The 26998-nt window shown below is 69.4% G+C and carries 26 protein-coding genes and 3 pseudogenes; 11 read left to right on the top strand and 18 right to left on the bottom strand.

What is annotated here, in order from left to right:
- Positions 1–14 precede the first annotated feature (14 nt).
- A pseudogene (locus DIE23_RS40805) lies at positions 15–272 on the bottom strand (c-type cytochrome); the annotation flags it as partial.
- 130 nt (positions 273–402) lie between these two features.
- Complete coding sequence (locus tag DIE23_RS40800; RefSeq protein ID WP_409364216.1) at positions 403–591, bottom strand: hypothetical protein; 189 nt, start codon at positions 589–591, stop codon at positions 403–405.
- A gap of 331 nt (positions 592–922) precedes the next feature.
- Between DIE23_RS40800 and DIE23_RS01135 the strand changes: the two genes are divergently transcribed.
- Positions 923–1687: a DUF4397 domain-containing protein gene (locus DIE23_RS01135; RefSeq protein WP_124610409.1), complete on the top strand. Its 765-nt coding sequence runs from the start codon at positions 923–925 to the stop codon at positions 1685–1687.
- 66 nt (positions 1688–1753) lie between these two features.
- Here DIE23_RS01135 and DIE23_RS01130 read toward each other — a convergent pair.
- Positions 1754–2137 (bottom strand): annotated as a pseudogene (locus tag DIE23_RS01130) (DUF3005 domain-containing protein); the annotation flags it as partial.
- Between the two features lie 78 nt (positions 2138–2215).
- On the opposite strand from DIE23_RS01130, the gene DIE23_RS39370 reads away from it, so the two are divergent.
- The 4 genes from DIE23_RS39370 to DIE23_RS01105 all read left to right on the top strand — a co-directional run bounded on the left by DIE23_RS39370 (position 2216) and on the right by DIE23_RS01105 (position 6265).
- Entirely contained in the window at positions 2216–2449 is a 234-nt protein-coding gene (locus tag DIE23_RS39370; protein ID WP_185646366.1) for a hypothetical protein, read from the top strand.
- Between the two features lie 332 nt (positions 2450–2781).
- Positions 2782–4314: an NCS1 family nucleobase:cation symporter-1 gene (locus tag DIE23_RS01115; RefSeq protein ID WP_124610406.1), complete on the top strand. Its 1533-nt coding sequence runs from the start codon at positions 2782–2784 to the stop codon at positions 4312–4314.
- Positions 4315–4342: 28 nt separating this feature from the next.
- Positions 4343–5071, top strand: coding sequence for an aspartate/glutamate racemase family protein (locus tag DIE23_RS01110; RefSeq protein ID WP_124610405.1), 729 nt, complete (start codon positions 4343–4345; stop codon positions 5069–5071).
- 24 nt (positions 5072–5095) lie between these two features.
- On the top strand, positions 5096–6265 hold the full coding sequence (locus DIE23_RS01105; RefSeq protein ID WP_124610404.1) for a LysR family transcriptional regulator: 1170 nt from the start codon (positions 5096–5098) through the stop codon (positions 6263–6265).
- Between the two features lies 1 nt (position 6266).
- On the opposite strand, the gene DIE23_RS01100 is transcribed toward DIE23_RS01105, so the two are convergent.
- Positions 6267–7835 carry an MFS transporter gene (locus DIE23_RS01100; protein ID WP_124610403.1) on the bottom strand — a complete coding sequence of 523 codons (1569 nt, stop codon included), beginning with the start codon at positions 7833–7835 and terminating at the stop codon, positions 6267–6269.
- Positions 7836–7935: 100 nt separating this feature from the next.
- On the opposite strand from DIE23_RS01100, the gene DIE23_RS01095 reads away from it, so the two are divergent.
- Positions 7936–8814 carry a LysR family transcriptional regulator gene (locus DIE23_RS01095; RefSeq protein WP_124610402.1) on the top strand — a complete coding sequence of 293 codons (879 nt, stop codon included), beginning with the start codon at positions 7936–7938 and terminating at the stop codon, positions 8812–8814.
- Between the two features lie 231 nt (positions 8815–9045).
- A complete protein-coding gene (locus DIE23_RS01090; RefSeq protein ID WP_124610401.1) occupies positions 9046–10035 on the top strand; it encodes an ABC transporter substrate-binding protein in 990 nt (329 codons plus the stop codon).
- A gap of 16 nt (positions 10036–10051) precedes the next feature.
- Here the strand turns inward: DIE23_RS01090 and DIE23_RS01085 are convergent, their stop codons facing one another.
- A complete protein-coding gene (locus DIE23_RS01085) occupies positions 10052–10426 on the bottom strand; it encodes a phage protein NinX family protein (protein ID WP_124610400.1) in 375 nt (124 codons plus the stop codon).
- A gap of 288 nt (positions 10427–10714) precedes the next feature.
- Here DIE23_RS01085 and DIE23_RS01080 point away from each other — a divergent pair, with 288 nt between their 5' ends.
- A complete protein-coding gene (locus tag DIE23_RS01080; RefSeq protein WP_124610399.1) occupies positions 10715–11791 on the top strand; it encodes a glycosyltransferase family 2 protein in 1077 nt (358 codons plus the stop codon).
- A gap of 16 nt (positions 11792–11807) precedes the next feature.
- Complete coding sequence (locus tag DIE23_RS01075) at positions 11808–13070, top strand: glycosyltransferase family 87 protein (protein WP_260435916.1); 1263 nt, start codon at positions 11808–11810, stop codon at positions 13068–13070.
- Here the strand turns inward: DIE23_RS01075 and DIE23_RS01070 are convergent.
- The 12 genes from DIE23_RS01070 to DIE23_RS01015 all read right to left on the bottom strand — a co-directional run bounded on the left by DIE23_RS01070 (position 13034) and on the right by DIE23_RS01015 (position 23547).
- Positions 13034–14074 carry a TadG family pilus assembly protein gene (locus DIE23_RS01070; protein ID WP_124610398.1) on the bottom strand — a complete coding sequence of 347 codons (1041 nt, stop codon included), beginning with the start codon at positions 14072–14074 and terminating at the stop codon, positions 13034–13036. The two genes, DIE23_RS01075 and DIE23_RS01070, sit on opposite strands and share 37 nt — an antisense overlap.
- A complete protein-coding gene (locus DIE23_RS01065; protein ID WP_124610397.1) occupies positions 14067–14495 on the bottom strand; it encodes a TadE/TadG family type IV pilus assembly protein in 429 nt (142 codons plus the stop codon). Before DIE23_RS01065 ends, DIE23_RS01070 begins: the two co-directional genes overlap by 8 nt.
- Entirely contained in the window at positions 14492–15349 is an 858-nt protein-coding gene (locus DIE23_RS01060; protein ID WP_124610396.1) for a lipopolysaccharide assembly protein LapB, read from the bottom strand. The genes DIE23_RS01065 and DIE23_RS01060 overlap by 4 nt, the downstream gene beginning before the upstream one ends.
- Positions 15346–16290 (bottom strand): type II secretion system F family protein, encoded by a 945-nt coding sequence (locus DIE23_RS01055; RefSeq protein WP_124610395.1) that lies wholly within the window; start codon positions 16288–16290, stop codon positions 15346–15348. The genes DIE23_RS01060 and DIE23_RS01055 overlap by 4 nt, the downstream gene beginning before the upstream one ends.
- Complete coding sequence (locus tag DIE23_RS01050; protein ID WP_124610394.1) at positions 16287–17264, bottom strand: type II secretion system F family protein; 978 nt, start codon at positions 17262–17264, stop codon at positions 16287–16289. Before DIE23_RS01050 ends, DIE23_RS01055 begins: the two co-directional genes overlap by 4 nt.
- Positions 17261–18679, bottom strand: coding sequence for a CpaF family protein (locus DIE23_RS01045; RefSeq protein WP_124610393.1), 1419 nt, complete (start codon positions 18677–18679; stop codon positions 17261–17263). The genes DIE23_RS01050 and DIE23_RS01045 overlap by 4 nt, the downstream gene beginning before the upstream one ends.
- The gene (locus tag DIE23_RS01040; RefSeq protein ID WP_124610392.1) at positions 18676–19899 is read right to left on the bottom strand and encodes an AAA family ATPase; all 1224 of its coding nucleotides are present in this window, start codon (positions 19897–19899) and stop codon (positions 18676–18678) included. The genes DIE23_RS01045 and DIE23_RS01040 overlap by 4 nt, the downstream gene beginning before the upstream one ends.
- A 22-nt stretch (positions 19900–19921) precedes the next feature.
- Positions 19922–20305 (bottom strand): CpaD family pilus assembly lipoprotein, encoded by a 384-nt coding sequence (locus DIE23_RS01035; RefSeq protein ID WP_124610391.1) that lies wholly within the window; start codon positions 20303–20305, stop codon positions 19922–19924.
- Between the two features lie 14 nt (positions 20306–20319).
- Entirely contained in the window at positions 20320–21699 is a 1380-nt protein-coding gene (locus DIE23_RS01030; protein WP_124610390.1) for a type II and III secretion system protein family protein, read from the bottom strand.
- A 54-nt stretch (positions 21700–21753) separates the two neighbouring features.
- Positions 21754–22776 (bottom strand): Flp pilus assembly protein CpaB, encoded by a 1023-nt coding sequence (gene cpaB / locus DIE23_RS01025; protein WP_124610389.1) that lies wholly within the window; start codon positions 22774–22776, stop codon positions 21754–21756.
- Positions 22777–22796: 20 nt separating this feature from the next.
- Positions 22797–23276, bottom strand: a complete 480-nt coding sequence (locus DIE23_RS01020) for a prepilin peptidase (protein ID WP_124610388.1) — start codon at positions 23274–23276, stop codon at positions 22797–22799.
- 88 nt (positions 23277–23364) lie between these two features.
- A complete protein-coding gene (locus tag DIE23_RS01015) occupies positions 23365–23547 on the bottom strand; it encodes a Flp family type IVb pilin (protein WP_044843866.1) in 183 nt (60 codons plus the stop codon).
- A gap of 724 nt (positions 23548–24271) precedes the next feature.
- On the opposite strand from DIE23_RS01015, the pseudogene DIE23_RS01010 reads away from it, so the two are divergent.
- A pseudogene (locus tag DIE23_RS01010) lies at positions 24272–24415 on the top strand (TauD/TfdA family dioxygenase); the annotation flags it as partial.
- Positions 24416–24458: 43 nt separating this feature from the next.
- Here the strand turns inward: DIE23_RS01010 and DIE23_RS01005 are convergent.
- Complete coding sequence (locus DIE23_RS01005) at positions 24459–26120, bottom strand: ABC transporter substrate-binding protein (protein WP_124610387.1); 1662 nt, start codon at positions 26118–26120, stop codon at positions 24459–24461.
- Positions 26121–26480: 360 nt separating this feature from the next.
- On the opposite strand from DIE23_RS01005, the gene DIE23_RS01000 reads away from it, so the two are divergent.
- Entirely contained in the window at positions 26481–26888 is a 408-nt protein-coding gene (locus DIE23_RS01000) for a DUF427 domain-containing protein (protein ID WP_124610386.1), read from the top strand.
- Positions 26889–26998: the final 110 nt, after the last annotated feature.

Here is a 26998-nt window from a genome sequence, read left to right as displayed (position 1 = left end):
GCCCGGTACGCCGGTCAGTGCGGACGCGCGTGCCGGATTCTCGCCGAGGCTTCCTCCAGGTTCCGCCACGCCGGCGGGCCGGGCGCATGGCGCGCGCGGATGTACGCGGCGAGCTCGGCCATCTGCCGGTCGTCGAACGCGTCGCGGAAGCCCGGCATGTAGCCGAGCCCGTCGGTGGCCGGATGATCGATCCCGTCGTGCAGCACGCGCAGCAGGTTGTCGGGCGCCGCCTGGCTGACGCTCGTGTTGAGCCCCATCAGCGGACGCACGCCGAGTCGCACTCCGCATCGCGCCGTCCACGCCGCCGGGTGCGACCGGCGCGATCGGCACAGGACCCGGCAGGATCGCGCAGGCAAGCACGATCAGCCCGCCGACCACCCCGCCCGCGTCGCCGCCGGCCAGTCAGCGGCGCCAGCGCGATGACGCGCGGCGCGGTGCGCCGGAACGGCGCTCGCCGACATCGGCCGACTCCGGCCGGGCCAGCGCCTCGCGAATGCGCGCGGCATCGAACGGCGGCGCGCGAAAACGCACGCCCGTCGCGTCATGCAGCGCGCTCGCGTATCCGGCGAAGCTCGTGAACCGCTGATGCACTCCACGCGCGCGGCGACGCCAGGTCGTCGCGCGCGGTCGCACGATTCTCCGCATATAGATGCGCACGCAACGATATTCACGAAAGCCATCTCACCGTCCTGCACCAATCGCAACGCATGCCGATTGCGGTTTTGAACGCCTTCCCGGCACGCGTCGCGTGCGCCCTCGTCGCACCGCGTTTTTACAAACACGTCACCCGACTCGCGTGATCCCGCACGGCATGCACCTGCCCCGCGCGCCTCATCCGCCGCCACGCGGGCACCCGCACCGATCGCGCCGCGCGGGCACATCGCTTGCGGCATCCACGCGCCCGCCACCCGGGCGGACGGCAATGAAATCCATTCGAACGATAGCGGCCCTGTGCTCGGTCATTTCCGTGCTCGCGGCATGCGGCGGAGACGGCAACGACGTCGGTACCGAGCTCGGCATCTCGAAACCGCAGGCACGCTTCATCAATGCGGTGCCGGCCGGCCCGAATCTCGACTACTACCTGAATGCGAAGCTGGACGCGTCGGGCGTCGCGTACAAGGGCGTGACCCGCTATCACGACATCGACTCGGGCACGGAGACCGCCAGCTACGACATATCCGGTACGACCGCGACCGTCGCGACGCAGACGTTCGGCGCGGCGAACGGCCACCACTACACGACGATCGCGTTGCCGAGCAAATCATCGGCGATTTCGGTGATCGACGATCCGTTCGCCAAGCAGTTGCTGTCCGACAAGGCGCGCGTGCGCAGCTTCAACGCATCACCGAACACGCAGAACGTCGACGTGTACGTCGTGCCTCCGGGCACCGACATCAACACGCAAAGCCCGACGCTGGCGGGCGCCGCGTACCAGAACGCCGTGCCGGCCTCGGGACAGGATTCCATCTACCTGAGCGGCGGCAACTACCAGGTGATCGTCACGACGGCCGGCAGCAAGTCGCCGATCCTGAAGACCGCGCCGGTCGCGATCAACAACAACGCCGACTGGCTGCTGGTGACGATTCCGGCAGGCGGCATCGGCGACTTGACGCCGAACGACATCCACGTGCTCGTCGCGCAGGGCAATGATGCGGACGCGTCCGCGCAGGAACTCGGCCCGCAATGACGACCATCGTAACGGCCATCGGCGGACCGCCGACCGGCGGTCCACCCGACAACCATCGATCCGTCGTCAGTCGGTCCGCTCGAGACGGATCACGTGCTCGACCCGCGTGCCGTCGCCGTGCTCGACATCGACATCGCCGACATGGCGGACGCGCCAGCCCGGCCGCGTCGCGATCTGCGGAACATTGCCGCCCGGCCGGCTTTCGATGCCGCCGAGCCCTTCGTCGGGCGTCTCGACCGCGTCGTCGAGCGACGCATTCGAGTAGATCACGTTGTCGTGCCACTCAGTCGCGCCGCTGCGCGCCTCCATGCCCTTGCCGTCGACGTCGACCGTGTTGTCGGTCATCGCCATGTTCGCGTTGTCGAGCGTCACGATCCGACCCGCCGCACGACGCACCGGGTCGCCGCTGTCGACCGCATGCGCGCCGACGTCGATCGGCGACAGGCCGGTCCGGGAATTGCTACAACGGTCCTTGCAAATCCTTCACGCGCAGGGCGTCGCCCACGCGCGCCCTGCGACACGCGCGCCGTGCCGGTAGCCGTCCCGGCGGCACGCGGGCGACGGCCCGCGCACGCCGCCCGCTCCGCCGGTCAGCCGCCGCTTGCGCCCGCGGGCGCGGAAGCCGCGCCCGGCATGCTCGCCGCGCCGCCGGCCGCGTCGCTGCCCGGCGTGCCCGACGGCGCGGTGTATGGCGCCGGCGCCATGCCGCTCGTGGCGCTCGAACCCCCACTGGTGCCGGTGTCGCTCTCGCTCTTCTTCTGACAACCCGCACCCGCCGCCAGGCCGGCGATCAGGATGCCGACGAAGACGGCTCGCGATATGTGACGAATGGAATATCGCTGCATGACACCTCCGCTGATTTCGATGTGGATGGAGACCCCTGACCAGCAATTCGCGTGCCTTCCGTCGTCTCTGCCCGAGGATCCCGCTCCATTCATTTTTCAAATGCCCCCCAGCCGAATATTTAATTTCCCATCGTCGCGGCGGCCACCCATACTCGCGAACAAATCCGAGACATAACGTCCACGGCGGCCGGGCCCGCGCTGCGTGCACACGCTGCCGGTTCGCGCCCCATACATGGAAGGAGACAAGGCGTGCAACTGGAAGCCACCCACGGCGCGGGCATCGTGCTCGGCGCGGACGACGCATTGCATCGAACCGACACGGCCGCGCGCGATCCCGCGCTGAGCCCGCGGCTGCACAATTCCGACCTCGCGCCGACCAAGGCCGAGGGCCGGACCTGGGGCCGCTACAGCATCTTTGCGCTGTGGACCAACGACGTGCACAACATCGCGAACTACTCGTTCGCGATCGGCCTGTTCGCGCTCGGCCTGTCCGGCTGGCAGATGCTCGCATCGCTCGCGATCGGCGCCGTGCTCGTGTACAGCTTCATGAACCTCACCGGCTACATGGGCCAGAAGACCGGCGTGCCGTTCCCGGTGATCAGCCGGATGAGCTTCGGCATCTACGGCGCGCTGTTGCCCGCGATGATCCGCGCGGTGATCGCGATCGCCTGGTTCGGGATCCAGACCTATCTCGCGTCGGTCGTGCTGCGCGTGCTGCTCACCGCGATCTGGCCGGGCCTCGCCGCATTCGACCAGAACGCGATCCTCGGGCTGTCGACGCTCGGCTGGATCACGTTCGTCGCGATCTGGCTCGTGCAGATCGGCATCCTCACCTACGGGATGGAGATGGTCCGCAAGTACGAGGGGCTCGCCGGCCCGATCATCCTCATCACGACGCTGTCGCTCGCCGCGTGGATGTTCAGCCGCACCGGCGGCCATCTCGCGCTGTCGATCGGCAAGCCGATGACCGGCCTGAAGATGTGGACCGAGGTGTTCGCGGGCGGCGCGCTGTGGCTCGCGATCTACGGCACGCTGGTGCTCAACTTCTGCGATTTCGCGCGCTCGTCGCCGAGCGCGAAGACGGTGCGGGTCGGCAACTTCTGGGGCCTGCCGGTAAACATCCTGGTGTTCGCGACGATCAGCTTCGTGCTCGCGGGCGCGCAGTTCAAGCTGAACGGCCAGATCATCCACAGCCCGACGGAAATCATCGCGACGGTGCCGAACAAGCTGTTCCTCGTGCTCGGCTGCCTCGCGTTCCTGATCGTGACGGTCGCGGTGAACATCATGGCGAACTTCGTCGCACCGGCGTTCGTGCTGACGAGCCTCGCGCCGCACCGCCTGACGTTCCGTCGCGCGGGCCTGATCAGCGCGACGGTCGCGGTGCTGATCCTGCCGTGGAACCTGTACAACAGCCCGATCGTGATCGTCTACTTCCTGTCCGGCCTCGGCGCGCTGCTCGGCCCGCTGTACGGGATCATCACGGTCGACTACTGGCTCGTGCGCAAGCAGCGCGTGAACGTGCCGGATCTCTACACCGAAGCGCCGACCGGCGCCTATTTCTATACGCGCGGCGTGAACCGCAAGGCGCTCGCGGCACTCGTGCCGTCCGCGCTGATCTCGATCACGCTCGCCGTCGTGCCGGCCTTCAGCGCGATGACGCCGTTCTCCTGGCTGCTCGGCGCGGCCATCGCGGGCAGCGTGTACTGGCTGACGGCCGATCGCAAACGGCAATACGAGGCGCGCTCGGGCGAACATATCGCGGTCGCCTGCGCCCAACACTGAACGCAGCATACGGAGTGGGAGTGCACCGATGAGAATCCTGGTAGTCAACGTCAACACGACCGAGTCGATCACCGACGCCATCGCCGCGCAGGCGCGGGCCGCCGCGTCGCCCGGCACGGAGATCGTCGGTCTGACACCGCGCTTCGGCGCGGAATCGGTCGAAGGCAACTTCGAGAGCTACCTCGCGGCGATCGCCGTGATGGACCGCGTGCTGAGCTACGACGAGCCGTACGACGCGGTGATCCAGGCCGGCTACGGCGAACATGGCCGCGAAGGGCTGCAGGAACTGCTGACGGTGCCCGTCGTCGACATCACCGAAGCAGCCGCGAGCGTCGCGATGCTGCTCGGCCACCGGTACTCGGTCGTCACGACGCTCGATCGCACCGTGCCGCTGATCGAGGATCGCCTGAAGCTCGCCGGGCTCGACGCGCGCTGCGCGTCGGTGCGCGCGAGCGGTCTCGCGGTGCTCGAGCTCGAGGAGAATCCGGCGCGCGCGATCGACGCGATCGTCGGCCAGGCCGAGCGCGCGGTGAAGGACGATCACGCGGAAGTGATCTGCCTCGGCTGCGGCGGGATGGCCGGCCTCGACCGGCAGATCGAGGAATGCACGGGCGTGCCCGTCGTCGACGGTGTGTCGGCCGCGGTCGCGCTCGCCGAATCGCTGGTCCGCCTGAAGCTGAAGACGTCGAAGGTGCGCACCTATGCGCCGCCGCGTCCGAAGCGGATCGTCGGCTGGCCGGGCACCTTCGTCAAATGAGCGGCCGCGGGAACGCGTAGCGACATGCGCGGCGCACCGAAGCCGGACGGCCTGCCCGTCGACGCGTCCAACGCAACGGGCGCGCTCGACTTGCTCGACGCGCGGTTGATGCGCGTCCTGCTGGTGCTGCTCACCGAGCGCACCGTCTCGCGCGCGGCCGTGCGGCTGAACATGTCGCAGCCGGCGACGAGCGCGGCGCTCAAGCGCCTGCGCACGCTGCTCGGCGATCCGCTGCTGGTGCGCAGCCGCTACGGGATGGTGCCGACCGAGTTCGGCGCGCGGCTCATCGAGCCGCTGCGCAACGCGCTGCGCGTGATCGACTTCATCCGGATCCAGCAACCGACCTTCGATGCGCGCACGTCGGTGCGCACCTACCGGATCGGCTGCCCCGATTACCTGAACGTGTTGTTCGTGCCGAAGCTCGTCGCGCTGTTCCGCGAACGCGCGCCGAACGCGCAGCTCGTGTTCCATCCGCTCGGCGACGGCTTCGACGACGAACGCGCACTCGCCGACGGCGAGCTCGACGTCGTGATCGACAATCGCCCTGCCCGCTCGTCGCGATTCCGGCAGGACGACCTGTTCGACGATCGCATCGTGTGCCTGATGCGCGCGACGCATCCGCTCGCGCGGCGCGGCGCGATGACCGCCGACGAATTCACGCAAGCCGCGCAGCTGTGCCCGACGCCGTCGTGGCTCGAGGCGTCCGGCGCGATCGACCGCCAGCTCGAACGCGTCGGCCTGCGGCGGCGCATCGTCGTCACGCTGCCGCATTTCGAACTCGCCGCGCATGCGCTCGTGCGCTCCGACCTGATCCTCACCACCACGTACCGGCTCGCGCGCCACTACGCGAAGCTGCTGCCGCTCGGCGCGGTGACGCTGCCGGCCGAGCCGCCCGACATCGTGTACCGGATGACGTGGAACGAATCGGGGGCGTGCGTCGACGGCGTGCGCTGGCTGCGCGGGCTGATCGCCGAAGCGACGCGCAGCTGGCTCGACGCGGAGGCCGCACAGCCGGCCGTCGCGGCGGTTGCCGCGCATGCGGATGCATGGACGAAAGCGCCGATCACCGACGCCCCACCCGAACCGACGCGACGCACACGCCGCCCGCAGGCGACGCATTGCGGCGGCACATCGCAACGGCCGCGCGTCGCGCGCGCTGCGCGCATCCATCGCATCGTGACGAAGTCGCACTGAGTCACGCGTCGCGCATCGGTTGTGCAAGCAACTTGTATGCAACGACGGCGGCCGCGAGCGCGAGCACGCCGCTCACCGTCAGCGCGGCGGCGAATCCGCTCGCGAAGGCCACGGGCGCCGCGTCGGCAAGCGTATGGGCGGCCGACGGCGGCACGTGTGCAAGCGCCTGCGCGAGATCGCCGGCCAGCAGGCTCGACATGAACGGCGCGTCGACGAATGCCCGCACGCCCGGCGCGGCGGACAGCAGCCGGTCCAGGTGCGCATGCGTGCTGGCGGCCAGCACCGCGCCGAGCACGCCGACGGCCGTCACGATCGCCGAGAAGCGGGTGGTCGTGCTGATGCCCGACGCCATCCCGGTCCGGTCCGGCGGCACGCACGCCATGATCGCCTTCTGCGTGTCGCCGTTCATGATGCCGGCGCCGCAGCCCGTCACGAACATGCCGAGCGCGACGAGCCGGTAGTCGCCGCCGGCCGTCAGCGCCGCGGTCGCGAGATTGCCCGCGCCGATCAGCGCGAGGCCGCCCGCCAGCACGCCGCCGGACGACACGCGCGCCGCGAGCATGCCGCCGAGCGACGGTCCGGCGATCATCGCGAACGCGAACGGCAGCATCCCGAGCCCCGCGTCGATCGCGGACATCCCGAACGCGTTCTGCAGGTACAGCGGCAGGAACGTCATCATCACCTGCGCGCACGCCGCATAGCCGAACATCGCGAGCACCGCGCCGACGAAGCGCGGCTGGCGGAACAGCGCGAGATCGATCATCGGCCGCGCCTGCCAGCGCTCCGCGCCGATGAACGCGGCCAGCAGCGCGGCGGCGAGCGCGAACCGGCCGAGCGTCGCGGCCGACAGCCAGCCGTGCGACGGCGCGCCGATCAGCGCCGCGATCGCGCAGGCGAGCGCCGCGCCGAACAGCAGGCTGCCGGCGGCATCCACCCGTTTCGCGTGCGGATCGCGCGACTCGTCGATCGCTATGCGCGCGCCGGCCGCGAGCAGCGCACACACCGGCAGGTTCAGCAGGAACACCCAGCGCCAGCCGATCCACTGCGTGATCGCGCCGCCGACCAGCGGCGCGACGGCCGTCGCGAGCCCCATGCACATCCCCCAGATCGCCCACGCGCGGGCCCGTTCGCGCCCGTCCGGAAAGCGGTTCGCGATCACCGCGAGCGCGGCCGTCAGCAACAGCGCGGCCCCGCCGCCCTTCAGCGCGCGAGCGGCGATCAGCCAGCCGGCCGACGGCGCGATCCCGCAACCGAGCGACGCGAGCGAAAAGAGCGCGAGCCCCGCGCCGAGCATGCGTTTGCGCCCGAAGCGGTCCGCCAGGCCGCCGGCCGGCAGCAGGCAGGCGGCGAACGCGGTCATGTAGGCGCTCACGACCCATTCGATGTCGGCGAAACTCGCATGGAAGCCGCGCGCGATGCTCGGCAGCGACACGGCGACGACGTTCGTGTCGAGCACGATCAGCGAGCACGTGGCCGATGCGACCGCGAGCGTCGCGGCGGCCGGCAGGCGGGTGCCCGCGCGCGCGGCGGCAGGCGCGCCTGCGCGCGGGGCGGGGGAAGACTGGGACATCGACGGCTCCGGAGCAAGAGGAACGAGCCGTATGCTAGGCTGGGACCGTATTGCCTGTCATTGATACAGCCATGCAGTTTTATTGACGAAAAATGCAATCATGAATCCGCTCGAATTCCGTCACGTGCGCGCGTTCCTGAGCGTCGCGCAGCACCTGCATTTCGCGCGCGCGGCGGACGCGCTCGACATGGCGCCGCCCGCGCTCACGCGGCAGATCCAGGAAGCCGAGCGGCTGCTCGGCGTGCGGCTGTTCCAGCGGTCGCGCCGGGAGGTCTCGCTGACGGCGGCCGGTGAAGCCTTTCTCGCCGAGGCCACTGCCGCGCTCGAGCATCTGCAGCGCGGCTGCGAACTCGCGACACTGGCCGAGCGCGGCGAACTCGGCCGGATCGAGATCGGCTACGTGTCGTCGGCCGTCTATTCGGGCACGCTGCAGCGCACGGTCGGCGCGTTCCGCGCCGCGCATCCGCGCATCGAGCTGAACCTGCGCGAGGTGCCGATGGACGACGTCGCGAAGCAGCTCGACGCGGGCCGGCTCGACCTCGCGTACGTGCGTCCGCCGTTGCCGCTGCCGGGCGGGCTGCGGATCGTCACGCTGCAGCGTGACGTATTCGTTGCGGCGGTGCCGGCCGATTCGCGTTACGCATCGATGACTGCCGTGCGTGCCGCCGATCTCGCCGACGCACGCTTCGCGGTGCCCGAACAGGAACGCGGCACGCTCGAAGTCGCACGCCGCGGCCGCTTCGCACCGGTGATCGCCGCGCGGCCGGGCGGGTTGCTCGCGGTGCTCGCGTGCGTGTCGGTGAACGGCTGGGTCGCCGTGATCCCGGACGCGCTCGCCGGCTGCGTGTCGTTGCCGGGTGTCGTGTACCGGCCGATCGCCGGCAAGCCGATCATGTCCGAACTCGCGCTCGCGCACCGGCGCTTCGAGAAGGCGCCCGCGGTGCGTGCGTTCCTGCGCACCGTCCCTGCCGCAGGCTAGGGCCTGTTCCCGCCGATAACGGGCTTGCACAGGCCCCGGGCATTCCGGCGCGCCGCTGGCGGTTGCGCGCCGAGGCGGCCGCGGCCTTTGCTTCCCCTCCGCCATTCACCGCCTCCGCGTGAACTAGCGAATAAGCATTTCGCGATTCGATGTTTGTCGGCGCGAAACCGATTCCGTAATCTGCCCGGCAGCCGCGCGGTCCGCGCGCGGATCACCGAGGACTTGCCGCCGATGACTTCGCCCCCCGCCCCGGCCCGCCGCCGCGCACTGCTGCGCGTAGCCGCCCTGGCCGCCGCACCGCTTGCGGGCGCCGCCGCCCTGCCCGTCCGCGCGGCCGGCCCCGACCTGTCGAATGTGACACTGGTGCTCGGCGACCAGGCCGGCGGCCTGCGCGCGCTGGCCGAAGCCGCACATGTGCTCGACGGCGTGCCATACCGATTTCGCTGGGCCAATTTCCAGGGCGCCGCGCCGCTGTTCGAAGCGCAGCGCGCGGGCGCGATCGATCTCGCGCCGGCCGGCGACCTGCCCGTGCTGACGGCCGCGCTCGGCGATCCGGCGCTGCGGATCGTGGCGACGCGGGTCGGCTCGCCGGCGTCGCTCGGCATCGTCGTGCAGCCCGATTCGCCGGTACGGACCGTCGCCGACCTGAAGGGGCGCACCGTCGTCGTGTCGTCGGCGCGCGGCAGCATCTCGCAATACCAGCTGTACGGCGCGCTGCGCGAACATGGCCTCGCGCCCGGCGACGTGGACGTGCGCTTCGTGCTGCCGGTCGACGCGTTCGCCGCCTTCGAGGCGAAACAGATCGGCATCTGGGCGACCTTCGACCCGTATTACGGGAACGTGGTACGACGCGGCGCACGCATCGTGCGCGACGGCAGCGGGATCAATTCGGGGCTCGCGTTCCTCACGTCGCCGGTCGACACGCTCGACGATCGATCGAAGCGCGCGGCGCTGTCGGACGTACTCGCGCGGCTCACCCGTGCCGGCCAGTGGGCGCTCGCGCACCCGGCCGATTACGCGACCGTCTATGCGTCGCTCACGCGCCTGCCGCGCGATGCGGCCGCCGACATCGCACGCCGGGCGGCGCTCGCGCAGCGCGGCGTCACCGGCGCGGACATCGACGTGCTGCAGCGCGTCGCCGATCGCGCAGCCGCGGACGCGATCCTGCCGAAGCGCGTCGACGTCGCCTCGATCGCGGTGCGCAACCTGTCGGCCGCGTAACCGGCTTCGCACGCGCTCAGCGCGGCGTCGACATGTCGAGATCCGGCACGTCGTCGCCGAACGTCGACGCGACCAGCGTGCGCATCGCCGCGACCAGCAGCGTCGGCCCCGACTGGTTGAAGGTGCAACGCTCGCCCGCCGCCGGCACCGCCCGATGCAGCACCGCGCGCCATGCGCCGCGCCCGCCGTCGCGCTCGAACGCGCCGAACGGCAAGCGCTCGACGAGCGGCCCACCGTCCGCCCACGACGACGACGGCGCGTACGGCACCGGCGCGCAGCCCGGTTCGCGAATGGCCGTGCAACCCGCGCCGTCGACGCGCGGCGCGCCGAGGTCTTCCGCCATCGCCACCCAGAAATCGAGCGGCGCGCCGGCCAGGTCCTGAACTTGCATCGCGCTCTCCAGCGGTCTTGAAAACGTCATCCTAGCGCCGCCGCGCGCGGCCCGCCGACCACCGCTCGACCGGTGTTTTCCCCCGTGAGCCGTCCGCCGTGCAAATCCACCGATATGTGTTACGAATCGGCGATTCCTGCCTACAATGAACGCAACACCTGTCGTCCGGTCCGCGGTGGACTCGCTGGCCGGAACCGAATTCGCGCCGAACCGGGCCGGGCCCGTTCGGCAGACGACAACCGGAACCATACGGTGCAGCGCAGGCCGGATCTCTCGGGGAGCCGCAGCATGTCCACGCACGCCAGGAAGCCGCTGATCTCGCTCGTCGTGCCGTTTCATGACGAAGAAGAGACGATCGACGCGTTCTTTGCCGAAACGCTGCCCGTTCTCGAGTCGGTCGACGGCGTCCGCTTCGAGATCGTCTGCATCAACGACGGCAGCCGCGACTGCACGCTCGATCGGCTGCTTGCGGTCGCCGCCGCCGACACGCGCGTGCACGTGGTGGATCTCACGCGCCGCTTCGGCAAGGAGGCGGCGCTCACCGCGGGCCTCGACGAGGCGGCCGGCGCCGCGGTGATCCTGATCGACGCCGACCTGCAGGACCCGCCCGCGCTGATTCCCGCGATGATCGAACACTGGCGCGGCGGCGCCGAGGTCGTCGCCGCGAAACGCACCGACCGGATGTGCGATCCGTACCTGCAGCGCGCGGCGGCGGCGCTCTACTATCGCGTGCACAATGCGCTGTCCGAGGTGGAAATGCCGGAAAACGTCGGCGATTTCCGCCTGATGGATCGCGAGGTCGTCGATGCGCTGCGTGCGCTGCCGGAGCGGCGGCGGTTCATGAAGGGGCTGTTCGCGTGGGTCGGCTTTCGCACCGCGATCGTCGAATACACGCGTGCGCCGCGCAGCGGCGGCCGCTCGAAGTTCTCCGGATGGCGGCGCTGGAACTTCGCGCTCGAGGGCATCACGAGCTTCAGCACCGTGCCGCTGCGCGTCTGGACCTACGTCGGCCTCACGTTCGCGCTGCTGTCGCTCGTGTACGGCGCCTTCATCGTGGTGCGCACGCTGCTGTTCGGCAATCCCGTGCACGGCTACCCGTCGCTGATTTCCGTCGTGCTGTTCGTCGGCGGCATCCAGCTGATCGGCATCGGCGTGATCGGCGAATACCTCGGCCGGATCTATCACGAGTCCAAGCAGCGCCCCGTCTATCTCGTCAGGCGCCGCTACCGTGCCGAGCGGGATGCCGCCGCGCAGCCGGCGTCCAAGCTGCTGCAGTTCCCGCTCAAGCGCGCGCACGCGGCCCGCCGCCGGACGGCGATGCCGGTGGCCGCCGGCGTCGCCGCCCGCAGGGCGTCGTTCAAGTAGAACCGGGCCGCGGCAATTGGACATTCCGCAGCAATCGATGCGCTCGGCGAAGCGGCCGGTCGTCGCGTGGCTGACACCGCGACGCCTCGCCCTGTACAGCGCGCTGATGCTCGTGCTCTACGCGCTGTTCATCGCGATCTGGGCGACCGTCATTCGTCACGCGCACGGAACCCTGCTGTCGCGCGCCGGCGCCGACTTCTCGATATTCTGGACGGCATCGTATGTGATGCTGCACGGCTCGCCATCGCAGGCGTACGATTTCTCCGCATTCTCGCGGCTGTCGGCCGAGCTGTTCGCGAACCTTCGCCGCGACGCCTTCGCCCCGTGGCTGTACCCGCCCACCTATCTGCTGCTCGTGACGCCGCTGGCGCTGTTGCCCTTCGCGCTCGGCTATCCGCTGTTCGTCGCGTTCGGCGTCGTCGTGCTCGGCCTCGCCGCGTGGCGCGTATCCAACCTCGGCACGATTCCCGGCGCACGGCGCGCCGGCACACTCGCGCTAGTCGCCGCACCGTGCGTGTTCGTCACCGCGACGCTCGGGCAAAACGCATTCCTGACCGCGTCATGCGCGGCGCTGGCCGTCCATTGGGCCGATCGGCGGCCGATGTGGGCGGGCCTCTGCATCGGCCTGCTGTCGGTCAAGCCGCAGATGGCGTTGCTGTTCCCGTTCGTGCTGGTCGCGGCGCGCGCATGGCGCACGATCGCGTGGGCCGCGCTCGCCACCGGCACGTTCGCCGCGCTGAGCGTCCTGGTCTGCGGCCTCGATTCGCTGCGCCTGTTCATCGCCAGCGCCGGACTCGCGCGTTCGATCGTCCTCGAACATGGCGTCGTGTTCTGGCTCGTCTCGCCGACGCCGTTCGCGACGCTCCGCCTTGCGGGCGTGCCGCTCGGCACCGCGTATGCCGCGCATGCCTGTATCGCCGCGATCGCGATCGCGGCCGCCTGCATCGTGTGGGCGCAGTCGCGCGATACCCGCATACGCGCGGCCGTGCTGACGGTCGCGACGCTCACGGCCAACCCGTACGTGTGGCACTACGAACTCGCGTGGCTCGCCATCGCGATCGTCTGCATGCTGTCGATCGGCTGGCGCGACGGCTGGCTGCGCGGCGAACAGGCCGCGATCGCGCTGATGTGGGCGCTGCCGATCGCCGAATACCTGAACCCGTGGCTGCAGCTGCCGCAGATCGGCCCGGCCGTGACGCTCTTCGCGCTGCTCGTGCTGCTGCGCCGCGCGCGGCACGACGCTCACAACGCGAGCCGCGGCGGCACGTACACGCCGTAGTACGGCCCGACGCCCGTCGCGACGCCGGTCATCTTCACGCCGGCGACGAAGTGCCCCTGGATGTACTTGTAGGTGCCGCCGAGCGACACGTCGATGTGGAACGCCGCGAACGCGACGATCGGCACGTAGGTGCTGCTCGCCGTCTGCGTGACGACCGGCAGTACGACCGTCGCGCCGATCGGCACCGACGTATAGAGCGTCGCCTTGACGCCAGTCGCGAGATAGATGCTGTCGCCGATATTGAGCGTCGTCGGATTGCCGGTCACCATCAGGCCGCCCATCGTCGTCGTGTCGGTCGCGGTCGACTGGAACGACGTCCACTGGCCGCCCATGCACAGCGCGCCGTAGGTCTGGCCGTTGGTGATCGAGAACTCGTACGGCAGGCCCGTCAGCGGGTTGATCAGCGGCTGGTTGGTCAGCGAATTCCAGTACTGGTTGTACACGCACTGGTCGATCGCGACCGGAAAGAGCCCGCCCGCCGCCACCCCGCCGGGCGCGGCGAGCACCGCGATCGCGGTCGCGCTGCCGGACGCGCCGGGGATGCCGAGCAGCCCGCCGAGCAGCAACGGAATCGAGCCGCCGTTCACGCCGGGTGCGCGCGACACGGTCACCTGAACCGCCGGCACGTCGTATTGGCCGGGCGTGATGGTGGTCGCCTGCATCGATGCGGGGCTGCGCGTCACGTTCCAGTATCCGGTCGTCACCGTGCCGGTCGCCAGCGGCGCGCCGGCCGCCGAATTCTGCGCGATCACGCCGTTCGCCGCCGGCGCGGCCTGCGACCAGTTCAGCGCGCCGCCCGTCGGCGACATCATCGCGTCGGCCGCCGCGAGCGCGGCCGCGTCGGCAGCGTTCTGCAGCTGGTTGCGCACCGTGGCCACCCACGCGATGTCGATCGCCAGCGCGCCGAACGACAGCAGCGGAATCAGGAACAGCAGGAAGAACAGCGCGACGGCGCCGCGTTCGCGCGCGGCGCCGATGCATGGCGTGCCGGCTGCGTCATTCATAGAGCATCACCGAGCTGGCCGAGATCGTCACCGGGCCGGTCAGCGCACTGAATGCCGAGCCCAGCACCAGCCCGGAATACGTGTAGGTCACCGTCACCGTCAGCGCGGTGCCCGCCGTCGTGCCGTTCGCCTGCGTCACGGTCACGGTCGGCGTCGTTGCGGTGCCCCCGGTGATCAGGCTGTTCTGCGTGTAGGTCGACGCGACGTTGGCGATCTGTGTCGTGGTCAGCATCGGCACGCGCAGCACGACGCCCGCACGCGCGGCTTCGCGGCTCGCGTTCGTGATGACGGCCTTGTCGCACAGAAGCAGGCTCGTGTCGATGATGCCGATCAGCACCATCAGCAGGAACGGCAGCATCAGCACGAACTCGAGGGATACGACGCCGCGCGCGTGGCGGGCGCCCATCGCCCCGCGTGTCATTTTGCGGCCCCCGCGACGGGCGGCACGGCGCGCGGTTCGAGCGCGGCACCCGTCGACGGTCGCGCGGCGGCGGGTGCCGGGCGCGACGCCAGTTGCGCGCGCACGGCCTGGTAGACGCGCAGATTGTCGGCCACCGCGGATGCGGGCAGCTCTGCCGACAGCAGCTTCTTCGCCGAATCGGTGTTGCCGAGCACGCCATACGCGAACGCGAGGTTCTGGCGCGCCTGCCACGGCGCATCGGGCAACCCGGCCACGTCGAGCAGCACGTTCACGCCCTCGCGCGGCCGGTTGCTCAGCACGAGCGACAGCCCGAGGTCGACGCGCAGCCCCTGTGCATCCGGATGCGCGCGCAGCGCGTCCCGGTACACGGCCTGCGCGTCCGCATGGCGGCCCTGCAGGTCGAGCACCGTGCCGAGGCCTTCCGCCGCGAGCGGCAGGTTCGGCTGCGCGGCCAGCACGTCGCGGTAGCGCTGGGCGGCCTCATCGAGTCGACGCTGCCGCAACGCGACGCGCGCGAGCCCGACCTGCGGCCCGAGTTCCGCTGGGGCCTGCTGCCGTGCCTGCTCATAGAGAATCCGCGCACGCTCCAGATCGCCGGCGCGGTAGTTGACGTCGCCGAGCCCCAGGCGCGCCGGAAGCGAATCGGGATGCCGGGCAAGCACCTTCTCGTACAGCGTCGACGCGAGATCGACGTTGCCGCCGGCGAGCGCGCTGTCGGCAATGCGCAGTTCGGCCTGCGGGTCGTCGCTCTTGTGCGACAGTGCCGGCCTCGTCTGGATGCCCGGCGCGCAACCGCTGGTCAGCACGGGCAGCATGGCCGCGAATGCGAGCGCACGGATGACGGATCGTGTCATTTGAATACCTCGAGCAGGCGGATCGCCGCCGGGCCCGCCGCGATCAGGCCGACCGTCGGCAGGATGAACAGCATCATCGGCAGCGTGATCTTCGGCGCGAGCTTCGCGGCCTGCTCCTCGAGCGCGACGATCTGCTCGGTGCGCTCGCTGCGCGACAGGGTTCGCAGCGCCTGCGTGATCGGCGTGCCGAATCGCTGCGATTGCGTGAGCGTCGTGGCAAGCGAGCGTGCCGACGCAAAGTCGACACGTATCGAGAAATGCGTGAGCGCTTCGGCGACGTTGCCGCTCAGCGTCAGCTCATCCGCGCATACCGTCAGCTCGTCGGCGAGCGGCGGGCAAATGCGCTCGAGTTCGCGCGCGACGCGCCGCACACCCGATACGAGACTGTTGCCGGCCATCGTGCAGATCACGAGCAGGTCGAGCGCGTCCGGAAAGCACGCGGCGATGATCCGCCGACGTCGCCGGATCATCGCGCCGAGCACGTATTCGGGCACGATCACGCCGATCACGAATGCGGCGACCATCGCCACCGCGCGGATCACGAAGTATTCGCCGAAGCGTGGAATGTATGGGCTGAACACGATCGCGACGCCCGCGAGCAACACGCCGCAGCTCAGCTTGATGCCGATCATCGACGACACCGCACGCCGCTCGCGAAACCCCGCGCGCGTCAGCTGCAGCCCGAGCTTCGCCCGCTGCATCGGGTCGAGCACGGGCAACCGCTCGCCGAGCTGCGCGAGCCGCCGCGTCAGGTCCTGACGCACCTCGCCCGGCTGCAGCCGCCCCGGCACCAGCGACAGTGTGTGCTGTCCGGCCGCCTGCTGCACGCGCACGGCGATCCGCCGGCGCGTGCCGCCGCCGGGCGTCGCGAGCGCCACCGCGACGCACGCGAGCAACAGCAACAGTTCGAGGCCGCGGGCGGCCAGCATCGACATCGTCATCGCGCGGTATCCAGTTTCGAGATCTTGTGAATCGTCAGCAGTCCGATCGTCAGCAGCACCGCGGCGATCGTCAGCATCACGCGTCCGGCATGCGTGTCGAACAGCAGCATCACGTACGCGCGGTTCACCAGGAACAGCGCGCCGATCATCACGAACGGCACCGCTGAAATGATCTTCGTCGTGATCCGCCCCTCGGCCGTCAACGCGCGTGTCTTCAGGCGGATGTCGCGGCGCGTGCGGATGATGCTCGACAACTCGTCGAGCGTTTCGCCGAGGCTGCCGCCGGTTTCACGCTGCAGCAGCAGGTAAACGGTGAAGAACGAGAAATCCGCGATCATCAGCCGGTCTGCCGCGTGCGTCAGCACGTCTTTCAGATCCGCGCCGACACGCAGGCTGTCGCCCATCGTGCGGAAGGTCGAGCGCACCGGCTCCGCCGCGCTGTCGCCCACCGTGCTGATCGCCTGCGTGACCGGGATGCCCGCGCGCACCGCACGCACGATCAGGTCGATCGCGTCCGGGAATGCTTCGAGAAAACGCAGCCGGAACCGCTCGACCAGCGCGCGATAGCTGGCGCGCATCGCCACCAGCGGCAGCCCGACGTAGATCAGCGGATGGAGGATGCGTGGCAACGCGACGAGCTCCACCACGACGATCGCGGCAATCGCGCCGGCGATCGTGCCGGCGACGACGATCCGCATCCCGCGTTCGCCGCCAACCGCCCGCACGCGCGTCACGTAACGCTGCAGCCACGCACGCGCGCGGCTTTGCCGCCGCGGCAGGTTGAACAGCGCGACGCCGGGCGCGGCGGCCGCACCGGCCTCCCGGCCTGCCAGCGATGGTGCAAGGTGCTGCATCCGCGCGCGAATGCGCTGCTCCGGCGTGCGGCGCGCACGATCGAGCCACGCGGACAGCGCGAGGCCCGCCGCGAGGATCACGACGAATGCGCCAAGCGCGAGCAGGTCGGCGGCTCTCATTGCCGGAATACCTCGGTGAGCGCGTCCTCGACGCCGTAGTACGCGGCGCGCGGCGCGAACGCGGGCCGCAGCGACGACGCCTCGAACACGCCCTTCACCACCTCCCGCGTCGTGTCGCCTTCCTGGCGGAACGCGAACAGGTCCTGCGTGATCACCACCTCGCCCTCCATCCCGACGATCTCGGTGATCCGGGTCACGCGCCGCACGCCGTCGCGCATCCGCTCGACCTGCACGAACAGGTGCACGGCGCTCGCGATCTGGCGCCGGATCGACAGCAGCTGCAGGTTCGCGTTCGCCATCATGACCATGCTTTCGAGCCGGCTGATCGCGTCGCGCGGCGAGTTCGCATGGATCGTCGTCATCGAGCCGTCGTGCCCCGTATTCATCGCCTGCAGCACGTCGAACGCCTCCGCACCGCGGATTTCGCCGAGGATGATGCGGTCGGGCCGCATCCGCAGCGCGTTGCGCACGAGGTCGCGCTGCGATATACCGCCGAGCCCTTCCGTATTCTCCGGCCGCGTCTCGAGACTGACGACGTGCGGCTGCAGCAGTTGCAGCTCGGCCGCATCCTCGATCGTCACGATCCGCTCGTGCTCCTCGATGTGTTGCGACAGCGCGTTGAGCAGCGTCGTCTTGCCCGAACCGGTACCGCCCGAGATCACGATATTCAGCCGGCACGCGCACGCGATCTTCAGCACCTGCAGCATCCCGTGTGAAATATTGCCCTGATGTGCCATCCGCGCGAGCGTGATGTCGCGCTTCGCGAACTTGCGGATCGAGATCGACGCGCCGCGCATCGCGATCGGCGGCAGGACCACGTTCACGCGGCTGCCGTCGGCAAGACGCGCGTCGACCATCGGGCTGCTCTCGTCGACGCGGCGCCCGACCGCCGCCGCGATCCGCTGCGCGACGCTCGTCACGTGGGCGTTGTCGCGAAACTTCAGCGGCGTGAGTTCGAGCCGGCCCGCGCGCTCGACGTACACCTGGTCGGGACCGTTCACGAGAATGTCGGAGACGGTGTCGTCGGCGAGCAGCGGCTCGATCGGCCCGACGCCGAACATGTCGTTCAGGATCGCGTCGACGATCAGCACCTGCTCGCCCGCCGTGATCTTCAGGCGCTCGCGCTCGACCGTGTGCGCGGCCACCTGCTCGATGCCCGCGCGCACTTCGTCGCGCGTCTTCATCAGCGCCGCCGACATGTTCATCGACGTGAACACCGCGGTGCGAATCGCGTCGAACTTGCCGGAGCGAATGAGCGCCTCCTGGGTATCGGCCACCGCCAGCGCGCGCGCGGATGCGGATGCGGGAGCCTGGCTCGCTGTCGGGCCCGGCGCAGGTGCGCCGTCGCGCGGCGCGGCTAGGGAAGCCGCCGGCACGGGCTCCGGCGTCGGCCGTTTGCGGGTACCGAACGTCACGATCCCTTCCTCCATTTGACGAAGCGCGCGTACCACGGCTCGGCGACCGCCATCGATTCGCCGGTGATGCCGTTCGCGAGCAACCGGATCTCGTCCAGGAAACCACGGCGCTTCGTGCCCTCGATCGGCTCGCCGAGGTTCTCGGCGACCGCGAGCGTCTGCGGCTCGTGCGGCAGCTCGCGCAGCCTCACGCCGCCGAATGCGTCCTCGAAGTCGGTCTGCGCGACGCGTCCCTTGACCGGCTCGAGCGGGTTGTTCAGCATCATCGACAACAGCCGCTCGCCGGGCAGCTCCCTCACGAAGCGCGCAAGCCGTGCGGCTTCGTATGCGGCGTGCACCGAGCGATCGGCGACGATATAGACGAGATCGGACACCGCCAGGGCGTCCTCGAACAGTTTGCCGGCGCGGTTGCCCACGTCGAACAGCACGTAATGGAAGCGGTCCTTCAGCATGTCGACGAGCACCGCGATCGCATCGCCGCGCAGCGGCGCGTCTTCGCCGTACGCGAGTTCGGCCGACAGCACATGCAGGCGGTCGCCCTTCGTGACGAACATGCGGTCGAACAACGCGTCGTCGGGACGCTGTTCCATGTTCAGCAATTCGATCAGCCCGTTGTTGCTCGACAGCCCGAGTCTAGAGTTCGCGCCGCCGCCATGCAGGTTCAGGTCGACATAGGCCACGCGGCGGCGCTTCTCGCCCGCCAGGCAGCGCGCCAGGCTCACCGCAACCGTCGTCGTGCCGACGCCGCCGCGCGCGCCGACGAAGCTGACGATCTTGCCGGTGCGCGCCTGCACGACCGATTCCGTCGCGGTCAGCGCGCGCCGCATCAACTCGACGGTCAGCGGCTTCACGATGTAGTCCTGCACGCCGATGCCGAGCAGGTTGCGGAACAGCCCGACGTCGTTCTGCGTACCGATCGCGATCACCCTCACGGACGGATCGCACACGTCGGCGAGCCGCATCAGGTCCGAGACCGGCAGCACCGAATCCGACACGTCGACGATCAGCTGGCGCGGCGAGCGCTCGTGCTGCTGCAGCAACCGGATCGCGTCGTCGCAGTTGCCCGGCTGCACGTGGGAGCGCGTGATCGACAGATCCTGGGCGACGCGGCGGATCACGTCCTCGCTGCCGGCATCGGACACGACCGCGATGAGATCCGCCGCTCCGGCGGAGGCGGCACGCTTGGCGTTCTGGCGGTCGAGGACGTTCATGGGCGGCATCGCGATGGGCATCGGGAATGGGTCAGTGGCCGGGCGAGCCGGTCGTCGTCAACGACTTGTCCGATGCCGGCTGCTTCACGCGATCCTCGACGTAGCGGCGCACCGCGTCGGCGGCAACTTGCGCATCGGCACCGCCGTACGGCACGGGCGCGACCAGATCTTCCGGCCGCGCGAGCATCGCAGCGAGATTCGTGTAGGTCGCGCAGCCGAACGGCACGCCGGGCCGCCCGAACCCCGCATCGACGAGATGCGACGGCTGCATCAGCTTCGCGCAGTCGGGCGGCACCGCGTGCACGCCGTCGAACCCGATCGCGCGTGCATCGGGCAGGTTGACCGGCGGCGGCGCCGACAGGCAGCCTGCCAGCGCCAGCGGCAACAAGGCGGAGACGACGGTTCGAACTCGCATGCGCGCTCCTCCGGTCAGTACACGAAGCCCGCGGCGCCGACGAGACGCGGCGTGTCGCCCGACATCAGGTCGATCCCGAGATTGCGCTGGATCGCGAACTCGAGATCGCTGCTTGGCCGCGCGACGGTGTCGAGCGCCTGCTCGAGCTGGCCGGGGCCGGTCGGCTGCACGATGTACGGCGTCACGATCACGACGACTTCGGTCTTGTTGTCCTGGAAGTTCTTCGACGAAAACAGCCGGCCGATGATCGGCAGCCTGCCGAGCCCCGGGATCTGCGACACGGTATCCGCCGTCTGGCTCTGCAGCAGCCCGCCGATCGCGAAGCTCTGCCCGCTCGACAGCTCGACCGTCGTGTCGACGCGCCGCACGGTGAGCGCCGGCACCTTGATGCCGCCCGACGTCACGCTGTTGCTCGCATCGACCTCACTGACTTCCGGCCGCACCTTGAGGCTGATGCGGTTGTCGGCGAGCACGGTCGGCGTGAAGTCGAGCGACACGCCGAACGGCTTGTAATCGACCGTGATCACCCCCGTGTTGCCGGCCTGCGCAACGGGAACCGGAATCTCGCCGCCCGCGAGGAAGCTCGCGGTCTCGCCGGACATCGCGGTGAGGTTCGGCTCGGCGAGCATCGTGATCAGGCCTTCCTGGTCGAGCGCGTCGAGCACGACGTCGATCGACCAGCGCCCCGCGCGGAACCCGCCGAGCACCGAGAATGCGCCCGTCGGCGACAGGTTGAACAGGCCGTTCGTCGGATCGAACAGCGTGCGCCCGTTGAACAGCCCGCCGACGAAGTTGCCGGCGCCGCCCAGCGAACTCCAGTTGATGCCGAGCTGCTGCGTGACGTTGCGGCTCACCTCGGTCACCCGCACGCGCAGGTTCACCTGGATCGGGCGCGACAGCGTGAGCCGGTTGACGATCTTTTCCTTGTCGCGCAGGTACGGCGCGAGCGACTGCATCACGGCATCCGTGTCGGCCGCGCTCGGCACCTTGCCCGATACCATCAGCGAGCCCGGCGCGCCGGACACCGACAGCTTCAATTGCGGAAAACGGCTGTCGAGCACCGCCTGCAGCGACGCGGTGTCGACCTGCACGATCACCGTCCGGCGCAGGATCGGCCGATGGTTCGCGCCGAGCGCGATCAGCGTGGTGGTGCCGGCCTTCTTCCCGAATACGAACACGGTGCGCGGCGACGGCACCTGGATATCCGCGATGCTCGGGTCCGCGACGAACATCGCGGTCGCGGGTTCGGACAGCGTCAGCATCTCGCCCTTGCCGGTCGCGATCGACAACGCCGCGCCGGCATCCGCCGCCTGCGCGCGCTGCGCGAGCGCGACGCCCGGCGCGACGATGCAGGCCAGCCACCAGAAAGCGATCCAACGAACGATGGGCACCATGCGTGTTCCCGTCAAATGCCGGCCGCCGGGCGGCCAGCCCGAATCGTCACTGCGTCATTGCGGCGGCGCCATCCGTGGCGCCTGCGCCGTCGCGTCCGCGGCGACATTGGCGCCTGCGGGCGCAGCCGGCGCAACCGGCGTGCCCGGCCAACCAGATGGCAGCGGCGGCACGCCCGGCATGCCGGTGCCGCTGCCGTGCGATCCATCGTCGACCGACGAGCCGCGATAGATCACGACCGTGTTGCCCTGCGACGCCGGCCGCGTGCCGGCGTCCGTTCTCGCAGCCGGCGTCCGCTCGGCGCCGCGGGCCGCGCGCGACACGTCGCCGGCCCATACCGGCGGCGTATCGGGTTCCGCTTCGTCACCGCCCGTCGCCTGACGGCGATCGCGCGTCGCGAAGCTGCGCAGCGCCAGAGACAGCGAGCCGAGGCGCGTCGCGACCAGCACGACCTGCGCGGTGCGCGGCGCGACCTCGAGCGTGACCGTGCGCGCGCGGGCCGGCACGTCCGGTGCACTCGCAGGCGTCTTCGCACGCTGGAATTCCGAGCCGACCGCGAGCACGCGCGCGCGCCGCACGACTGTCTCCGCTTCGAACGTGCCGGGCGTCGTCGCGGATCCGCCGATCTCCTGCGTGAGCACCACGTCGACGAAGTCGCCCGGCTGGATCAGCCCCGCGTTGCCCGACACGTCGTCGACCGGCACCGAGATCGCGCGCATGCCGGGCTGCAGCGCGGCCGCGAGAAAATCCGGCGCGCCGGACGGAATCACGTTATCCGCGCGGATCGGCGCACCGGCGTCGACACGGTTGCGCAGCAGCGCGCCTTTCAGGTCCGCGTCCGGTTGCGACTCGACGAACGCACCGGCCGGCACCTGCGTGCGCGGCATGCGCTTCCACGCGAGATCGTTGTCGCGCAGCAGCAGCCCTTCGGGCAGGTCCGCCGCCGCGACGCGCACGCGTACCTCGGCCGCTTCGCCGGGCGCCGACGGCGTCGACGCGGCGACATACAGCTGGCGCAGGATGACCGCGCCGACCGCGGCAGCGATGATCAGCACGGCCATTCTCACGGGTTTGGGCATGGCGGCGTGCGTCCCCCGGTCTAGGTAAGCGAAACCGCGTGAGGAAGCGGCGCCCAGACGGCCAGCGCACCGCCGAGCGCGAGCGCGACGCCGTACGGCACGCCGCGCGTCGCGATCGCACCGGCCGGTGCGATGCGACGCTGCCGTGCCATGGCCACCAGTGCGGCGACGCCGCATGCGACGCCGCTCGCACCGATGAGCGTCAACACCGGGAGCGCCAGCGTCGGGCCCGCCCACAGGAATACGGCCGCCGCCAGCTTCACGTCGCCGCCGCCGATCCAGCCCGCTTGACGCAGGCCGCCGAACAGCAGCAGCATCGCCGCGGCGGTCGCCACATGACCGACGAGCGGCGCGAGCCCTTCGCGCGCAAGCGCCGCCGCGACGAAATACAGCAGCGCGAACGCCAGCACCGCGCGATTGGACAGGCGACGCGCGCGCACATCTTGCGTGGCGAGCGACACCAGCACGAGCGTCGCCGCCGACTGTACGAGAAAGAGCATCGGAGAGCCGTCCGTCGGCGCGCCCCGGCTGGATACGTCGTACCGCTGCGGATCCGTGTGTTCGTCGGCGGCGCGCGGGTTCAGGAGATCAGATCAGCGCCGTGACCTTGTTGATCAGCGCGGTGAACACGGCCGGCAAGCCGCCGGACGTGCTGCTGAGAATCACCCCGACTGCCGCGAGTGCGACCACGACGATGCCGGCGAGCACCGCGTATTCGAGCGAGCTGACGCCGCGTTCATCGCGCAGCAAGGTCTTGACGTATTGCAGCATGACAACCTCCGTGTGACGGGGTCGGTGATCGACCGTTGAATGTAAAGACGCGGCGTTGCTTCGGTGGCGCGCACTGCGTTCGCCCATTCATGACTCTTGCGGTAGCCCGGACATCGGGCCGTTCGCATCCCCCGGAATCCATTCGATCGCTGCCACGCGCGGCGTACGGCAATGGCGTCTGCCGCTAAGTCCACGCGTCTGTTGCATAGCCGCATTGGCACGATGCGGATCACGCTGATTCGTCTAGGGTATAGACAATTTTTTTGGCGATTTCAAATTATTTAGCGTCGGAATGCATTTATGGGAAACGGCCTTCAACGATGAAATACACGCGGATCATTTACCGCTTTTTCGCGGCGTGCAGTAAGAATGTTAATTCCGGGATGCATCGTTTCCGCCGCCACGCCATTCGATGATTTTTATTCAGCTTTTCGATACGCCGCGTGATTCGCATTTGCACATTTAAAACGAATTCGCACCTGCGTCGGCCGGAAACTTTTTCGCTCGAGCCAGCATGATCCGGGAAATATTGCGCACGCCGATCGCATTGCCCGATTCGGATTGGCGCCGCTGTCGCCGACGATCGGTTCGCCGCCGATCGGCATGCGGGACCCGCACGCCGCGCTCGCGCGTGCCGCCATTTCCAATCGGCGACACGCGTGATTTGCCAACCCGAAACGCGGCGATAAGCATCGTTCAAATCGTTGCTTGTCCCGCACCGTCCGTCGACATCCTCGATCTCGACTTCGATCGCCAGCTCTACCGCACGACGCTCGTCGGCGACGTGCCGGTCGGCCCCGACGGCCGGGCATCCGTCGCGCTCGAAGGCTCGCCGGTCGAGGCAGCGGCCGCGGTCGCACTGAACTGACCACCGCCTCGACAGCCGGCGCTCGCGCGCCGGCTTCCCTGATTCAATCCAGCCACACACCGTCGAACCGGTGCCCGCCGAGCGGCGAGAACGTCAGCCCGTGCACGCGCTTCGAGATCGGCAGCGACACGATCGACGTCGCGATCGGCGTGAACGGCACCTGATCCTTGAACACGACCTGCGCCTGCTCGTAGAGCGACGTGCGTTTCGCGACGTCCGCGTTCGTGCGCGCCGCACTGACGAGCCGCTCGAAATCCGCGTTGCACCACTTCGCGAGGTTGCTGCCGTGCACCGCATCGCAGCCGAGCAGCGTGCCGAGCCAGTTGTCGGGATCGCCGTTGTCGCCCGACCAGCCGTACAGGATCGCGTCGTGCTGCCCGTCGCGTTTCGCGCGGCGGTTGTATTCGCCCCACTCGTAGCTGACGATCTTCGCGCGCACGCCGATCCTCGCCCAGTCCTGCTGGATCAGTTGCGCCATCAACTGCGCGTTCGGGTTGTACGGGCGCTGCACCGGCATCGCCCACAGCGTCAGGTCGAAGCCGTTCGGGAATCCCGCTTGCGCAAGCAGCGCCTTCGCGGCGGCCGGATCGCGCGGCGCATCCTTCAGGCGCGGGTTGTACGACCATTGCGCAGGCGGCATCGGGTTCGTCGCGATCGTCGCGTCGCCGTTGAACACGGTCCTGATGATCGCCGTCTTGTCGATCGCGATGTCGAGCGCGCGCCGCACGTCGACGCGATCGAGCGGCGGATGCTGCGTGTTGTAGGCGACGAAGCCCACATTGAAGCCCGTCCCTGAAAACAGCGCCAGTTTCGGATCGCGCCGCACCGTCTCGAGATCGGCCGGCCGCGGGAATGCCGACACCTGGCACTCGCCGGCCGTGAGCTTCTGCAGGCGCGCGGCCGGATCGGGCGTGATCGCGAACACGAGATGCGCGAGCTTCACGTCGTCCGGCTTCCAGTAGTCGGGGTTCGCGTCGTAGCGGATCACCGCGTCCTTCTGGTACGCGCGCAACTGGAACGGCCCCGTGCCGACCGGGAGCTGGTTGATGTCGGCATCGCGATGGCGTGCCGTCAACTGCGACGCATATTCGGCCGACAGGATCGACGCGAACGCCATCGCGAGGTTGCGCACGAACACGACGTCGGGCTGCTTCAACACGAAGCGCACCGTATCGTCGTCGACCTTTTCGATGCGCTCGATATTGCGGTCGAACCCGAGATCGCTGAAGTACGGGAAGCTGACCGGATAGGCCTTGCGGAACGGATCGTCGGGATCGAGCATCCGGCGGAACGTGAACACGACGTCGTCCGCCTGGAACGGACGCGTCGGCTTGAACCACGTGGTCGTCTGGAATTTCACGCCGTGCCGCAGGTGGAACGTGTAGACGCGCTGGCCGGACGACACGTCCCAGCTCGTCGCGAGCGACGGCACGAGATCGAGCGTGCCGCGCTTGAACTGCACGAGCCCGTTGTAGATCGTGTACGTGCTCGCATCGAAATCGGTGCTGGTCGTGTGCTGGCCCGGATCGAAGCCGGCCGGGCTGCCTTCGCTGCAGTACACGAGCGTCTTGCCGGCCGGCGCCGCGAACGCGTGCGTGACCGCGCCGGCAAGCAGCAGCGACGCGGCCATGCCGCGCAGCGCCGCAACGGCAACGGATGTGCGCCGCGCACGATGCGCGGCCGATGAAACGAATGGAATCTTCATGGTGGCGGTCAGGGAAGGACTGTCATGCGAATGACGACCGCCGATCTTCGCGCGCCGCCCGCCGATCGCTTACCAATTAATTCCGCGTTGCTTATCGCCGCGGATGCATCCCGCTGCCGCTGCATGAAAATGTCCACGCGAGCGCCGGGGACATGCCCACGAACGCCGCTACAGCGGCCCGCCCCGCGTCGTGCGTCGACGCCGTTCGCGGCACCGCCTTCCGGCCCCCTGCAGGTTCTCCGGAATGGGCGCATCGTATCGATTGGTCAACGCCGGCAACGGTGCGCGGGGATTCGCCCGGCGTGCACGTTCCGGCGCGGCGTGCCTGCCGGCGCGCCGCCCCTTCCTGGAGGACCCACGATGTCGATCAGTCCCGATACGCCCACTCGTCCCGTGAAATCGCCTGGCCCCGATCACCCGATCACGGTCGAACCGCATCCGTCGCGCGTCGTGGTCAAGGTGGCCGGCAAGATCGTCGCCGATACGCGCCGCGCGCTGGCGCTGCGCGAGGCCAGCTATCCGGCCGTGCTGTACGTTCCGCGCGAGGACGCCGACATGGCGCTGCTGCAACGCACCGACCATGCGACGTACTGCCCGTACAAGGGCGATTGCGCGTATTACTCGATTCCCGCCGGCGGCGAACGCGCGACCAATGCGGTGTGGACGTACGAGCATCCGTACCCGGCCGTCGAATCGATTCGCGCGCATCTCGCGTTCTATCCGGATCGCGTCGACGCGATCGAGGAAAGCCCGCTCGGCACCGATTGAGCACGGCGGCGCGCTGCCGCCCCCGTCGTTCACGTATCGCCCGGCCGCTGATTTGCATATGCGGATTCATTGGTTGGCCGCCGGCCCGCACGGCCGTATCGTCCTGAATT

The sequence above is a fragment of the Burkholderia sp. Bp9143 genome (assembly GCF_003853645.1).
Taxonomy (GTDB): Bacteria; Pseudomonadota; Gammaproteobacteria; order Burkholderiales; family Burkholderiaceae; genus Burkholderia.
Note: the sequence above shows the minus strand (reverse complement) of the source record. Positions and strands in the feature narration are given on the sequence as shown.